This is a genomic window from Rhizobium sp. TRM96647, from assembly GCF_025780115.1.
In the GTDB taxonomy this organism is placed as follows: Bacteria; Pseudomonadota; Alphaproteobacteria; order Rhizobiales; family Rhizobiaceae; genus Mycoplana.
On sequence record NZ_JAOXHF010000011.1, the window covers coordinates 54,303 to 68,009 of the forward strand.

The following is a 13,707-nucleotide window of genomic DNA, read 5'->3' on the forward strand; positions in this document are numbered from 1 at the left end:
CGATGGCCATGACCTTCTCCGAACTCGACTTTCTCAAGCCTGAACTGGGTGCCGAGTTCACCGGCGGCGGCGTGCATTTCGCGGTGTTCTCCGCCCATGCCGAAAGCATCGATCTCTGCCTCTTCTCGCCCGACGGCAGGGAGGAGACGGCGCGGATGGCGCTGCCCAAGCGCGAGGGCGACATCTGGTCCGGCTATATCGCGGGGCTGAAGCCCGGCACCGTCTACGGCTACCGCGCGCACGGCCCCTATGACCCCTCCGCCGGCCACCGCTTCAACCCGAACAAGCTGCTGCTCGATCCCTATGCCAAGCAGGTCAAGGGCGAGCTCGTCTGGGACGACGCGCTCTACGGCTACCGGATCGGGGCGGAGGAGGGCGATCTCTCCTTCGACGAGCGCGACAGTGCGCCGTTTGCGCTGAAGGGCGTGGTGCAGGACCCGAATTTCGACTGGGACGGCGACGAGGCGATCCGCCGGCCCTGGACCGACACGATCATCTACGAGGCGCATGTGCGCGGCATGACGATGCTGCACCCCGACGTGCCCGAGGACCTGCGCGGCACCTTCCTCGGCATGTGCAGCGATCCGATCGTCGACCATCTGGTGAAACTCGGCATCACCGCGGTCGAGGTCCTGCCGATCCAGTATTTCCCCGACGATCGCTACCTGCTCGAAAAGGGGCTGAAGAACTACTGGGGCTACCAGACGCTCGGCTTCTTCGCGCCGCAGCCGCGCTTCATGTCCGGCGATCGGATCACCGAATTCAAGACGATGGTCAAGCGCTTCCACAAGGCCGGCATCGAGGTGATCATGGACGTGGTCTACAACCACACCGCCGAAGGCTCGGAACGCGGCCCGACCCTGAGTTTCCGCGGGCTGGACAATCTCAGCTACTACCGCCTGTCGCCGGAGGACAAGCGCCACAGCTACGACACGACCGGAACCGGCAACACGCTGAACGTCGCCCATCCGATGGTGCTGCGCATGGTGCTCGACAGCCTGCGCTACTGGGTCGGCGTCATGCATGTCGACGGTTTCCGCTTCGATCTCGCCAGCACGCTCGGCCGCACCCGCCACGTCGAGTTCGACCGCGACGGCGGCTTCTTCGACGCGATCCGGCAGGATCCGGTGCTCGCCGGCGTCAAGCTGATCGCCGAGCCGTGGGACGTCGGCGACGGCGGCTACCAGGTCGGCGGTTTCCCGCATCCGTTCCGCGAATGGAACGACAAGTACCGCGACGACGTGCGCCGCTACTGGAGGGGCGACGAGGGGCTGGTCTCCGGCCTGTCGCAGCGCCTGACCGGCTCGGCCGTGCAGTTCAACCATTCCGACCGCGGCGCGACCACCTCGGTCAACCTGCTGAGCGCCCATGACGGCTTCACCCTGGCCGACACCGTCTCCTATGACGGCAAGCACAATGAGGCGAACGGCGAGGACAACCGCGACGGCCATTCGGCCAACCATTCGCACAACATGGGATGGGAAGGGCCGACGGATGATCCCGGCATCGCCGAGGCGCGTGCCCGCCGCCGCCGCAACATGATGGCGACGCTGCTGCTCAGCCAGGGCGTGCCGATGATCCTCGGCGGCGACGAGGCGGGAAACAGCCAGGGCGGCAACAACAACGCCTACTGCCAGGACAACGAGATTGGCTGGACCGACTGGAGCGGCCGCGACGACCCCTTCCTCGATTTCTGCCGCCGGATGATCGCGCTGCGCAAGGAACACGGCTGCCTGCGGCCGGAGCGGTTCGCGGACGGCGACAGCGGCGACGGCCCGACGGAGATCGCCTGGTACCGGGAAGACGGCCAGGCGATGGACGAGGCGGCCTGGGGCGACGCCGGCCGTCGTTTCGTCATGCTCTATCTGGCGAAGACGGTCCAGGCCGAAGACGGGCAACACGTCGCCGACCACCTTCTGCTCGTGTTCAACGCCGGCGGCGACAGCGAGATCCGGCTGCCGTCGCCGAATGGCGTGACGCGCTGGCGGCGCCTTCTCGACACCGGCGCCGGAGCACCGTTCGAGGAGATGGAAGCGCAGGAGCAGGTGACCTCGCCCGGCGCCAGCGTGCTCGTCTTCTCGCCGGCGGGCTGAGGCGGAACCCGCAGGTTCGGCCACATGGGCCGCGGGGCCGCCTTCGCCTGCAGCCCGGGGGCCGCCCGTCGCCTTTGACCAATTTCCCCATCGGGGCGGAAGAAGCCGCCGCGCTCGGCGTTCCCCGTCCGCGCAGCCGTCAGGCCATGCCGTCAAGGGATGCAGTCGGGGAAACGCGACGGGCAGCCGTCGCGATATCGTCATGCGACTCACCTATCGGATGCGCACAGAAGCATGCAGGGCCCAGGAGACCCCGAAATGAACAGCCTCTATCCGCGCTGGACCGATCCGGTCCGCGTTCATCTGCAATCCGGACTGACGCGCACCTTCTCCTGCATCTACGACGCGCTGGATTTCCTCGAAAACGAATGGCCGACCCGTGACGGCGTGCTCTACGAGCGGGCGATCCGCCAGTGCCGCGAGGCGCTGGGACGGTCCTTGCCCGCGCCGGTCGCCCGCGAGGCCTTCGCCTTCGCCTGCCTCGAGGCCGGCATGCCGGTCGCCGGCGACCGCCAGCGGCAGGCCGCGCTCCGCGCCCCGTTCTCCCCCGCCGACGGCCGCATCGCCGCCACCACCCGCATGGCGCACGCCCTCGCCGGCGCCTGAGGCGCAACGCCGGGACTGTCGGCAGGTCATCGTATCGAAGGATCAGGCCGGCATCGGCTTTCGGTCCGCCGGCCTCAAGCGACGCAATCTGGGCAAATCGAGACGGAGCAGGGGGCGCGGCAGGCCACTGACAGCCCGTTCTGCACGAGGATGGGTGCCACCCCTGTCTGGGGAGCAACTGCCAGCGATATCTCGATGATGGGGAAGGGAAAATGGTCGGAGCGGCGGGATTCGAACCCACGACCCCTTGACCCCCAGTCAAGTGCGCTACCGGGCTGCGCTACGCTCCGAACCGAGGAAAGCCCTATAGTCTCGGGCATTTGGAAGCAAGGGCAAAAATGGGTGGGAGGTGGAAAAAAGAAGAGACTGCGAGAAAGCTATGGATAGAGGACGGGAAGCCTGTCGGTTGTTCTGGTATCGTTCTTTAATAATGTGTAGACAACCTTCACGATCACATCGTTCTCGAAGACTTTTGAGATAGTTAGCGGCAGAATGTCAACTCACGCTCGCAGATTAAGGTCTAGGAGCAACAGATGGCGCCTCAGAATTGGCAATGTCCTCATTGCCAACATTTTTCTACGATCCTCGATGTCAACCGCACCGTCTCCAACGCTGCCTTGAATGAAAGGTCGAGCTTAGGTGACGGCATTGCACTTATGTGCACATCAATCTCTTGTCCAAATCCCAACTGCCGATCTTTGACTGTCGATGTCAGCATAAGAAACATCATATCAAATGGCCCAAGGCAGCCAGTAAGATACGGCGCCGTCCATCTTTTGCGAAGACTTCTCCCAGAAGGGAGCGTCATGACCCTACCCGACGCTATCCCTGAACCGATTCGGAAATCCTATCGTGAGGCAGTCCTTGTTGCACCCATTAGCGGTTCGGCGTCTGCCGCACTGTCGAGACGCTGCCTGCAGGGGATTGTTCGCGACTTCTTTGATATCCCAGAGAACAGAAAGGGTGAATTGGGCGCTGAGCTTAGCTATGTGAAAGATAAGATTGATCATAGCACCTGGACAGATATTCAGAATGTGCGTTCCATTGGCGATATCGGCGCTCATATGGATAAGAACACAAATGTAATTATCGACGTGGATGAGGAGGAGGCCGATCGCCTTGTTGCACTCATCGAATATTTGTTTCGTAGCTGGTATATTGAGCGCGAGAGACGCAAGGCCAGTAGCGCTGCTCTTGCAGCGGCTGTAACCAGTAAAAGAGAGCTTCAGAAAGCCGCGAAGATTGACGCAAAGGCGCTCAGAGCCGTTGAGGAGACTACGCCAGATGGTGATAACAAAACAATCTAAAACAGACCGCTTGGGAAGCTGACAGCGCGCCCGAACCGCCGACTCGCCCCACCCCTCACTTCGCCATCCGCCGATACACCGCCTCCGTCTCCGCGATCATCCGCGGCAGGCCGTAGTCGCCCTGCTTCCGCGCCGCTTCGGTCTCGTAGCGGGCGAGGCGCTTGGGGTCGGAGGCCTTGACCAGGGCGCGGGCGAACTGGGCGGGGTCGTCGACATTGGCGACGAGGATGCCGTTGCGGCCGTCCTCCAGCACCGTCGAGGCGCCGCCGACCTCGGTCAGGACCAGCGGCCTGCCGGCCGCGGCGGCCTCCAGCATCACGTAGGACATCGCCTCGTAGCGGCTCGGCATCGCCAGCACGTCGATCGCGTCCATCGCCTGGCGGCCGGTATAGTGCATGGTCAGCCGGATGCGGTCGGCGGCGGGGCTTTTGGCGATCCTCTCGCGCACCTGCCGCTCGAGCTCGCCCGAGCCGACCATCAGCAGATGGGCATGCGGCAGCGTGCGGGCGGCGATGGTGAAGGCGTCGATCAGCCGTTCGGGCGCCTTCTGCGCCGAGAGCCTGCCGACGAAGCCGAAGACGAGCGCATTGTCGGGAAGCGCCAGCTCGGCGCGGATGCGCCGGCGCAGGCCGTGGGCTGGTTCCTCGACACCGTTGACGATGATCGAGAGCTTCCTGCGCGACATGCCGAGCGCACGCGCATGGGCGTATTCGTCGGCGGAGACGCAGATCAGCTGGTCGGTCAGGAAGCGGGCAAGGCAACGCTCGATCAGGCCGTAGACGAAGTATCCGGCCGGCCCCAGGCCCGGATCCATGGTGCGGAAGGCATGCGGGGTATAGATCCGCGGCACGTGCGGGCCGGGCAGGCGGAGGCGCGTCAGCGCGCCGGCCTTGGAGCTGTGGCCGTGGACGGCGTCGAACGGTCCGTGTTCGCGCATCAGGCCGCGCAGGCGCCGCCAGGCGCCGAAATCCGATGGTCCGGGCGCGCGCGCCATGTCGACGGGATGTATGCCGTCGAGCCCGAGCGACAGGAGTTCGCCGACGAAGCGCTCTTCGGCCCGGCGTGGCGAATAGGCGGCGTGCACGACGTGCCCGCGCTGCTTCAGGCCGCGGCAGAGGTCGAGGAAATGCCGGCCCGAGCCGCCGCCGCTCGGTTCCAGCACCTGCATCAGCCGCAGGGGGCGCGTCGCCCGGTCGCGGGGCCGCTTCATGGCGCCCGCCTCACGGCAAGGTGCTGCCGCCGGTGACGGTGCTCGAGCGCGAAACAGCCCCAGACGATGCCGACGATCAGGTAGAAGTGGCGCCAGTGGTCGGTATCGATGACGAAGCCGATGGCGGTATGGCCGATGAAGGCGATGTAGGCGATCATCAGGTAGGGCTGCCAGGGCCGGTTGAGCAGCAGGTTGCGAAACCCGGCCCAGAGCGTCCAGACCACCAGCGTCAGGTAGGACAGGAAGCCGAGCCAGCCGTAGCTCGTCAGCGACTTCAGCCAGATATTGTGCTCGTCTTCGGGAAAGATCGTGCTGAACACCATCGGGCCGATCCCGAGCGGATGCTCCATCGACATCAGAAAGCCGAGCCTGTGCCGGGCGAAGCGGCCGAGATGGCCGCCGTCATAGTCCTGCACGAGCTGGGTGCGGCTGGAGAAGAGGTCGGCGACCTGCGGGATCTGCAGCGCGACGATGAGGGCGAGCGCCATCGCGCCGACCGCGACGATGCTCAGCGTGAGGATCTTCAGCCGGAAGGCGCCGGTCCGCTCCTTGAGCAGCATCACGAAGACCATGGCGCAGGCGGAAAACAGGAACAGCGCCCAGGCGGCCCGCGAAAACGACAGGAAGAGCGCGAGCGCGATCACCAGGAGGCCGGCGACGTTCAGCGGCGCCTGGCTCAGCCGGTTCGCCAGCAGGCCGTGCATCAGGTAGAGGGCAGGGGCCACCAGGAAGGGACCGAACACGTTGGGATCCTGGAACGCGCCCTTGGCGCGGTCGTAGAGCGTGAAGGCCTCGCTGCCGGGAAAGGCATTGAAATAGCCGAGGATGCCGAGGGATGCGGTGATCAGCGCGCTGGCGACCCAGGCGCGGAAGATCAGTTGCAGCCGCTGCGGCTTCGCCTCGATGATGGCGGCGAAGAAGACGGCGGAGAGTGCCAGAAACAGCGAGACGGCGACATACATCGGCCCGCCCGCCATGTCCTGCATGACGGTGAGCGACAGCATGCCGCCGACGTTGAAGGCGAGGTAGAGCGCGAGCAGCGGCGCGACGCTGCGCGAGATGCGCAGGCCGAGGACGGCCCAGATCCCGATCAGCCCGACCATGAAGAGTTCGTAGGGCGCCGGCTCGGAAATCACGAAGCCGGACAGGAACACCCCGAGCGTCACCAGCGTCGACGCGATGAGGCCGATGGTCGCAAGCTGCGGCCGCATCGGCTGGCGCATCGGGATCGCGGCGGTACTCAATATGCATTTTCCGTATTGAGCAGCCTGATCGGCGTCAGGAACAGGATCTTCAGGTCGAACAGCAGCGACCAGTTCTCGATGTAGTAGAGGTCGAACTCGGTGCGGTAGCGGATCTTGTCGTCATGGTCGATCTCGCCGCGCCAGCCGTTGATCTGCGCCCAGCCGGTGACGCCGGGCTTGACCCGGTGGCGGGCGAAGTAGCCCTCGACCACGTCGACATACTTGCGGTCGTTCGTCTGCGCCTGGATCGCATGCGGGCGCGGGCCGACGAGCGACAGCTCGCCTTTCAGCACGTTGAAGAGCTGCGGCAGCTCGTCGATCGAGGTCTTGCGGATGAAGCGGCCGACCGGGGTGACGCGCGGATCGCCCTTGGTGACGGCGGCCTTCGCCGTCGGGTCGGCCATGTCGGTGTACATCGAGCGGAACTTGTAGACCTCGATCACCTCGTTGTTGAAGCCGTGGCGCTTCTGCTTGAAGATGATCGGCCCCCTGGAGGTGAATTTCACCGCCAGCGCCGCCCCGATCATGACCGGCCAGAGCAAGAGCAGCGCCACCACGCTGAAGACGATGTCGAAGATGCGCTTGGCGACCCTGTCCCAGTCGGCGATCGGCTTGTCGAAGATGTCGAGCATGTGCACGGCGCCGACCTGCGAATAGCTGCGCGGACGGAAGCGCAGACCGTTCGAATGCGCCGCAAGCCGGATGTCGACCGGCAGCACCCAGAGCTTCTTCAAAAGCGACAGGATGCGGGCCTCGGCCGAAAGCGGCAGCGAGATGATCAGCATGTCGATGCGGGCAAGCCGCGCGAATTCGACCAGCTCGGCGATCGTCCCGAGTTTCGGATAGCCCGCCACGACCGATGGCGAACGGCGCTCGTCGCGGTCGTCGAAGATGCCGCAGATGCGGATGTCGTTCTCCGGCTGGCGTTCCAGCGCGCGGATCAGCTCCTTGGCGGGTTCGCCGCCGCCGGCGATCACCGCGCGCCGTTCCATCGTGCCGTTGCGGGCCCAGCGCCGGATCGAATAGGCGATCAGCTGCCGCTCGGTGACGAGATAGAGCGCACCGAGCACGAACCACAGCACGAACCAGACGCGGGAGGTCGTCTCCGCCGTCTTGAAGAAGAACAGCGCCAGCGCCATGGCCGCGAAGGCGACCGCCCAGGCGCCAAGGATTCGTGGGATCATCCGCCAGGCGGCGCGCAGCGAGGGGATCTGGTAGGCATCGACGAGATGCAGCAGGAGAACCCCGAGCGCCGACCCGCCGGCGACCACGCCGACATAGAACAGGACGAGGTCCATCGGCGGGGCGACGTAGAAGGTGGTGGTCGCATAGCCGATCAGGAACAGCACGCTGAACTCCAAAAGCCGCAGCAGTCCGGTGATCATGTTCGGCGAATAGCTCTCGGCGCGGAACTGCAGGGCGATCTGCTGCGCGAGCGCATTCAGCTCGACCGTCTTGCCGCCGTCCTCCTGGTCCGGCTGCACGCCCTGGGCAATCGTGCGCACCTCCGACACCTTGCGCCGGATCTGCTCGGGATCGAAGGCATCTGGCTTGTCGATATGGTTCATGGTTCCACCCGGGACGTTAATCCCGACCGGATAGCACAGAGCTCCTAAGAAAACGCTTACGCGAGTTGCGAAGAGACGGTACAACCTGCGCTGCGTCCAGCCGGCGGCAGCAGGTCGCGATAGAGCGTCATCGTCGTGGCAGCCATCACCGAGGCCGAGAAGGTGGCCTTGAAGCGTTCGGGATCGGGCATGGCCCGGCAGCGCCATTTCGGTTCGGTGACCGACAGCGCCATGCAGGTGGCGAGCGCATCGGCGTCGGCGGGGGCGGCGAGCGCAATGCTGTCCTCGCCCAGGACCTCGGGAATGCCGCCGACGCGGCTGGCGATCACGGGCACGTCGGCCGCCAGCGCCTCAAGCACGATATAGGGCATCGCCTCGGCGCGGGAGGGAACGACGACGGCATGCGTCATGGCAAAGGCGTCGCGCGCCTTCATCGCCGGCATCATGGCGATCCGCCTTCCAAGCCCGAGCTGCAGCATGGTGCGCTCGTACTTGTCCTCGTCCGGACCGTCGCCGATCATCAGCGCCGACAGCGGCCGTCCGACCCGGCGCTCGGCCCGGGCGAAGGCGTCGATGAACACGTCCGGCCCCTTCAGGTCGCGCAGCATGCCGATATAGAGGAAGTCCGCGGCTCCTTCCCGGGGATAGACCGTGTCGAAGTCGCGGTCGCTGATGCCGTTATAGATGCGTTCGCTGCGGCAGCGCGGCTTGCCAACCTTGGCGACATAGGTGTCGCGCTCGAAGTCGCAGACGAAGACGATGGCGTCGGTGAAGAACTCGAACAGGCGCTCGAGGCGGAAGACCGTCCTTCCCGCGATCGTCTGGCGGGTGAAGTGCAGGCTGCCGCCATGCGGGGAATAGAGGCGGGCTACGCGATACCTGTTGACCCGCAACACTGAGCCGATGAGCCTGGCGATGGCGCCGCCCTTGGCGCCATGACCGTGAAGCACATCCGGCCGCAAGTTTCTGATTTCACGATAGCTCTTCCACAGCGCCCGCAGATCGCCCGGGTTGACCGAGCGGCGGATGGGCAGGCGGAAGATGCCAAGCGAGAGAAAGGGGCGGATCTCGTCGAACAGCGCGTCCTCGTAGGTTCCGCCGGTGCTGCTGTCGCAGACGATGCCGACCTCGTGGCCCTGGCGGGCGTGATATTCCGCGAGATCCCGCACGTGACGGAAGATCCCGCCGATCGGAGACCGGAAGCAATGGATGATGCGCAACGGTCCCTGGTCGGTCATCGGGATCAGAACAGGCGTTCGCGGACATAGATGGTGTCGCCGGCGAGGATCGGTTCGGAGATCGATATGCGCCCGGTGATGATCCTTCCGTTGACCTTGCGGGTCACGTCGACATTCGACTGGTTCGCCCGCGGCGAGAAGCCGCCGGCAACGGCGATCGCGTTTTGCACCGTCATGCCGGCCACGTAACTGTACTGTCCGGCCTGGCCGACCTCGCCCATGAGGTAGATCGAGCGGTAGTTGGCCACCTCGATCGACACGTCCGGATCGCGCAGATAGCCCTGTCTGAGCTTGCCGGCGATGATGCTCTCCATCTCCTGGATCGTCTTGCCGCGTGCGGGCACCGAGCCGACCAGCGGGAAGGCGATGTAGCCGGCCTGGTCCACGAGATAGGTGTTGCTGAGGCTCTGCTGCTCGAACACGGTCACGCGCAGGCGGTCGCCGCTGTCGAGGCGGTAGGGCTGGATCGTCGCTTCCTGAAACGACTTCGGTGCCGGGCGATAGCCGCTGCAACCGGTCATCACGACCGTCGCAATGGCGGCGATCGCGAGCGCAGCGCCTCTGGTTGTAATTGCGAATGCCATTCGCCTTGCCTGTCGGGATTGGTTCCTGTCTGCAGCCGTTATCCTACTGTTAGGGTTAATGGCCGGTAAATGTTGCAACGCGTGGATGCTGTTTCCTGCGTTCGACGGCAGTTTTCTGAATGCAGGGTTGCAGGGGAGGTCCGCATTAACGCTTGGGTTACCATGATTGTTTACCGTGCGGAGAAACTGCGCGTTCACGGAGTATGCAGATGTCAGGCGGATATGGGGCACAGGACGACGTCGATATCGACCTCGGCGGGCTGGTCCGTGCGATCTGGAACAGGCGCGGGCAGGTGCTGCTGGCGACTGTCGTCTCCGCGGGCCTGGCGTTTGCCGCCTCGAGCATGATCGCGCCCACCTTCAGCAGCGAGACGCGCCTGCTGATCGAGGCGCGCGAGCCGGCCTATACGACGGGCGTCGACCGCAGCGCTGTGCGCGAACCGGCGTTCGACGAACTCGACGTCGTCAGCCAGGTCCAGCTCCTGAAGTCCGCCGACCTCATCAAGCAGGTCGCCCGCGACATGAAGCTCTATGAGCTTGCCGAGTTCGATCCCGCCGCCAATCCGTCCGCGCTCTCCGATATCCTGGTCGCCTTCGGCCTGAAGAAGAACCCGCTCGATCTGCCGCCGGAGGAGCGGGTGCTCAAGGAGTTCGAGGACAAGCTCGTCGTCTATCAGGTGGAGAAGTCGCGCGTGGTCGCGATCCAGTTCACCTCGGAGGACCCGCTGCTCGCCGCTGCCATTCCGAATGAGATGGCCAAGGTCTATCTGTCGCTGCAGAGCGGGGCCAAGCTCGACACCAATTCCGAGGCGAGCCGCTGGCTCGAGCCCGAGATCGCCAACCTGCGCGAGAAGGTGCGCGAGGCGGAGGAGAAGGTGGCGCAATACCGCTCCCGCTCCGATCTCCTGCCGACCGGCGAGAACGCCACCTTTGCCGTCAAGCAGCTGAACGACGTATCGGGCGAGCTCGCCCGTGTCCGTACCGAGAAGGCGACGGCCGAGGCGAGGGCGGAGAGCGTGCGCGCGGTGCTGAAGAGCGGCGGCGCCCCCGATACGCTGAGCGACGTCGTCGGCTCGCAGATGATCCAGCGGCTGAAGGAGAGCGAGGCGCAGATCCAGGGGCAGGTCTCCGACCTTTCGACGAGCCTGCTCGAGCAGCATCCGCGCCTGAAGGGCCTGCGCTCCCAGCTTGCCGGGATCCGCGCCCAGATCACCGCCGAAACCTCGAAGATCCTCGCGAGCCTCGAAAACGACGCGAGGGTCGCCCGCCTGCGCGAGCAGCAGCTGATCCAGCAGCTCAACGCGGTCAAGGCCGACAGCGCCCGCGCCGGCGAGGACGAGGTCGGACTGAAGGCGCTGGAGCGCGAGGCCACCGCCCAGCGACAGTTGCTGGAGACCTATCTCGCCCGCTACCGCGAGGCGACGTCCCGTTCCGATGCCAGCTCGACGCCGGCCGATGCGCGGATCATTTCCGCAGCCGTGCCGCCGACCGAGCGCCAGTTCCCCAAGGTTCTGCCGATCACCATCGTCGGCGGGCTCGCCGGATTCCTTCTGTCCTCGGTCGCGATCCTGCTCGCCGAGCTCTTCAGCGGCCGCGGATTGCGGCCCGTCTCGCCCGGCAATCCGGCGCCGGACGACGATTTCACCGATGAGGCGGAGGTCGAGCGCTGGCCGCTTGTTCGTGCGGATGTTGCAGCGGCGCGGCAGGCCGTGGCCGGAGCGGGCATCGCCGCTTACGCCGAGGCCCAGACGCCGGACTACCGGTCGGTTCCGGCCGCATATGATGCCGAGGAGGAGGAGGACGCGGCGTCCCTCGCAGCGCCGCCCGTCGTGGACGATGGCGACGACGGGGACGACTTCACCGTCACCGCCGTGGCGCGGAACATGACCGAGAACGATGTCGCCGTCGCGATCGCCGTTTCCCCGTCCGGCGATGCCGGGTCGGCCGCGACCGTGGCGCTGGCCCGCATGATTGCCGACAGGGGCCGCAAGACCGTGCTGGTCGACCTGACCGGATCGGCCCTGCCGACGCGGCTGATGACGGGAACGACCCGTCTTGCCGGCGTGACGGACCTGCTCGTCGGCGATGCGGCCTTCGCCGATATCCTTCATGGCGATGAGGCTTCCGACGCGCACGTCGTCGCGCGCGGCAATGCCGACATCAAGCGCGCGATGCGCGGCATCGACCGGCTGTCGATGATCGTGGATGCGCTTTCGGACGCCTACGAGACCGTCATCGTCGAATGCGGCCCGGCCGATGTCGCCGGCGTGCACCGGCTGACGCCGTCGGGACAGGCCGAGATCATCCTCTCCATCCCGGGCGCGGACGAGGATCGCGTCGTCGAGACGATCGGCAGGTTCGCGGACGCCGGCTACAGCGAGATCGTGCTGATGACCGGGACAGGCACACCGCCGCGCCCCGGCCGGCGCGCGGCCTGAACCGGCCCCGCCGGGGCTATTCGCCGTCGGCCGCGGCGGGTCGGACGAATTCTGTCTTGCCCGAGCGCAATCGCTGCACGAAGCCGTAGAGCCTCGGGTTCTGCTTGATCGAGCGCTTGGCGGCCGCCCGCGCCCGGTGCAGCGCTGCGACGGCGCTTCCGGAAAGCGTCGTCGGCCAGAGCAGGTCATATTGCGCCGTCTCGATGTTGCACCAGGAGCGCTTGTAGGCCTGGTCGCCGATGCCGAAATCGAACAGGGCGACGCCTTCGCCGCAGAGCTTCTCGATGATCAGGTGGAACAGGGTTTCGCCGGGGCTCGTCTCGGGCGCAAAGCCGTCGTCGATGGAGCCGAACTGGCAGATGACATGGTCGCCCTTGCGCGACAGGCCCGCAATCGCGATGACCCGGCCGGCCTCGCTGCCGCTGCGGATCCGGAGCGCATGCAGTTGCAGCGGATAGTCGTCGGGCCCGGCAGGAATGGCCGCAAGGGTGCGGAAGAAGGCCTGCGTCTGCGCGTCCCTAAAGACGTTTGGCAGGCCGAGCGCCTCGAAGCGTGCCGCCTTCTGCTGGAAGAACAGGCCGAGCATGCGGCAGGCCTCGGCCCGGCCTTCGGCAATCACGTGCTCATGGCCGCCGAACGCCTCCAGCCGCCGTTCGCACTGGCGGAACTTCTTGCGCCGGCGCTTGGCGTTCACCTGTGCGAGCGTACGGTCGAAATCGGCGTGAAGCGTGAGCTGGAAGGCCGCGTTCTGGTTCAGGACCGCAGGCAGGTGCGAGAAGGGATGCTCCTGTCCGCGCCAGTCGAGCGGCATGTTTTCCAGCATGATGAGATCGAAATAGCGGGCGAACTGGCCGCGCGCCTGGTCGAGCGCCTGGCGCAGCACCGCCGGCGGGGCCAGTGTGCTGAAGGCTTCGGTGTAGAGCCCGGTATTGATGTTGCTGAAGCGCGAGCCGAGGAAGCGGGCGATCCGGACCGGCCCGTGCCGCACGATCTCCAGCGGCAGGATCATTTCCGTCCGCCCGGCATGCACTCCTTCGACGATCAGGAGCTGGCTGTCGTGGGTGGCGACCCAGGCGTGGCACCAGTCGTAGCCCTGATGCAGCGACAGGGCGTTGCCGGCCTCGAGCGTCCGCCAGGTCGCCTCCAGCGCCTCCATCCGGTCGTGCAACTGGATGGCGAAAGGGACCGCGGCAGAGCGACGCTCGCCACCGGGAACATACCGCGCCAGTTTGCCCAGGACGTCTCCGTCCGCAGGCATGATCTGGAAATCAAGCTGCATTGCCCGCGCTTTCGATGCCATCGTGCTCCTGCCGGGGCCACACCGGGATCGGCGGACCTTACATCGCCATGGCCGCCAACCGGTTTATTTCCCGTGCCCATGCGCCGCGCGCGCCGGCGAAATCCGCAACTACGGTTACC

The 13,707-nt window shown here is 65.8% G+C and carries 10 protein-coding genes and 1 tRNA gene; 4 read left to right on the top strand and 7 right to left on the bottom strand.

Annotation, left to right across the window (positions count from 1 at the left end):
* Nucleotides 1-2 precede the first annotated feature (2 nt).
* Together glgX and OCK02_RS18590 are read left to right on the top strand one after the other, a co-directional pair.
* Nucleotides 3-2,093: a glycogen debranching protein GlgX gene (gene glgX / locus OCK02_RS18585; protein ID WP_263814325.1), complete on the top strand. Its 2,091-nt coding sequence runs from the start codon at nt 3-5 to the stop codon at nt 2,091-2,093.
* 258 nt (nt 2,094-2,351) lie between these two features.
* The gene (locus OCK02_RS18590; protein ID WP_263814326.1) at nt 2,352-2,699 is read left to right on the top strand and encodes a DUF982 domain-containing protein; all 348 of its coding nucleotides are present in this window, start codon (nt 2,352-2,354) and stop codon (nt 2,697-2,699) included.
* A gap of 213 nt (nt 2,700-2,912) precedes the next feature.
* Here OCK02_RS18590 and OCK02_RS18595 read toward each other — a convergent pair.
* Nucleotides 2,913-2,989, bottom strand: a tRNA-Pro gene (locus tag OCK02_RS18595).
* Between the two features lie 516 nt (nt 2,990-3,505).
* Between OCK02_RS18595 and OCK02_RS18600 the strand changes: the two genes are divergently transcribed.
* Entirely contained in the window at nt 3,506-4,006 is a 501-nt protein-coding gene (locus OCK02_RS18600; protein WP_263814327.1) for a DUF4145 domain-containing protein, read from the top strand.
* Nucleotides 4,007-4,061: 55 nt separating this feature from the next.
* Here OCK02_RS18600 and OCK02_RS18605 read toward each other — a convergent pair whose 3' ends face one another.
* From OCK02_RS18605 to OCK02_RS18625, 5 genes are read right to left on the bottom strand one after another with little or no spacing between them, the layout of a single operon-like run.
* Nucleotides 4,062-5,216 (bottom strand): glycosyltransferase, encoded by a 1,155-nt coding sequence (locus tag OCK02_RS18605; protein WP_263814328.1) that lies wholly within the window; start codon nt 5,214-5,216, stop codon nt 4,062-4,064.
* Nucleotides 5,213-6,439, bottom strand: a complete 1,227-nt coding sequence (locus tag OCK02_RS18610; protein ID WP_263814481.1) for an O-antigen ligase family protein — start codon at nt 6,437-6,439, stop codon at nt 5,213-5,215. Before OCK02_RS18610 ends, OCK02_RS18605 begins: the two co-directional genes overlap by 4 nt.
* Nucleotides 6,440-6,456: 17 nt before the next feature.
* A complete protein-coding gene (locus OCK02_RS18615) occupies nt 6,457-8,028 on the bottom strand; it encodes an undecaprenyl-phosphate glucose phosphotransferase (RefSeq protein ID WP_263814329.1) in 1,572 nt (523 codons plus the stop codon).
* A 56-nt stretch (nt 8,029-8,084) separates the two neighbouring features.
* Nucleotides 8,085-9,266 (bottom strand): glycosyltransferase family 4 protein, encoded by a 1,182-nt coding sequence (locus OCK02_RS18620; protein WP_263814330.1) that lies wholly within the window; start codon nt 9,264-9,266, stop codon nt 8,085-8,087.
* A 5-nt stretch (nt 9,267-9,271) separates the two neighbouring features.
* On the bottom strand, nt 9,272-9,850 hold the full coding sequence (locus OCK02_RS18625) for a polysaccharide biosynthesis/export family protein (protein WP_230803704.1): 579 nt from the start codon (nt 9,848-9,850) through the stop codon (nt 9,272-9,274).
* Nucleotides 9,851-10,059: 209 nt separating this feature from the next.
* Between OCK02_RS18625 and OCK02_RS18630 the strand changes: the two genes are divergently transcribed.
* Nucleotides 10,060-12,288 carry a GumC family protein gene (locus OCK02_RS18630; protein ID WP_263814331.1) on the top strand — a complete coding sequence of 743 codons (2,229 nt, stop codon included), beginning with the start codon at nt 10,060-10,062 and terminating at the stop codon, nt 12,286-12,288.
* Nucleotides 12,289-12,304: 16 nt separating this feature from the next.
* Here OCK02_RS18630 and OCK02_RS18635 read toward each other — a convergent pair whose 3' ends face one another.
* Nucleotides 12,305-13,588 (bottom strand): GNAT family N-acetyltransferase, encoded by a 1,284-nt coding sequence (locus OCK02_RS18635; protein ID WP_263814332.1) that lies wholly within the window; start codon nt 13,586-13,588, stop codon nt 12,305-12,307.
* Between the last annotated feature and the right edge of the window lie 119 nt (nt 13,589-13,707).

What these genes read in the sequence shown, in the direction of transcription:
- glgX (WP_263814325.1), top strand. Translation starts at nt 3, where the DNA reads ATGGCCATGACCTTCTCCGAACTCGACTTTCTCAAGCCTGAACTGGGT.
- OCK02_RS18590 (WP_263814326.1), top strand. Translation starts at nt 2,352, where the DNA reads ATGAACAGCCTCTATCCGCGCTGGACCGATCCGGTCCGCGTTCATCTG.
- OCK02_RS18600 (WP_263814327.1), top strand. Translation starts at nt 3,506, where the DNA reads ATGACCCTACCCGACGCTATCCCTGAACCGATTCGGAAATCCTATCGT.
- OCK02_RS18605 (WP_263814328.1), bottom strand. Translation starts at nt 5,216, where the DNA reads ATGAAGCGGCCCCGCGACCGGGCGACGCGCCCCCTGCGGCTGATGCAG.
- OCK02_RS18610 (WP_263814481.1), bottom strand. Translation starts at nt 6,439, where the DNA reads ATGCGCCAGCCGATGCGGCCGCAGCTTGCGACCATCGGCCTCATCGCG.
- OCK02_RS18615 (WP_263814329.1), bottom strand. Translation starts at nt 8,028, where the DNA reads ATGAACCATATCGACAAGCCAGATGCCTTCGATCCCGAGCAGATCCGG.
- OCK02_RS18620 (WP_263814330.1), bottom strand. Translation starts at nt 9,266, where the DNA reads ATGACCGACCAGGGACCGTTGCGCATCATCCATTGCTTCCGGTCTCCG.
- OCK02_RS18625 (WP_230803704.1), bottom strand. Translation starts at nt 9,850, where the DNA reads ATGGCATTCGCAATTACAACCAGAGGCGCTGCGCTCGCGATCGCCGCC.
- OCK02_RS18630 (WP_263814331.1), top strand. Translation starts at nt 10,060, where the DNA reads ATGTCAGGCGGATATGGGGCACAGGACGACGTCGATATCGACCTCGGC.
- OCK02_RS18635 (WP_263814332.1), bottom strand. Translation starts at nt 13,588, where the DNA reads ATGGCATCGAAAGCGCGGGCAATGCAGCTTGATTTCCAGATCATGCCT.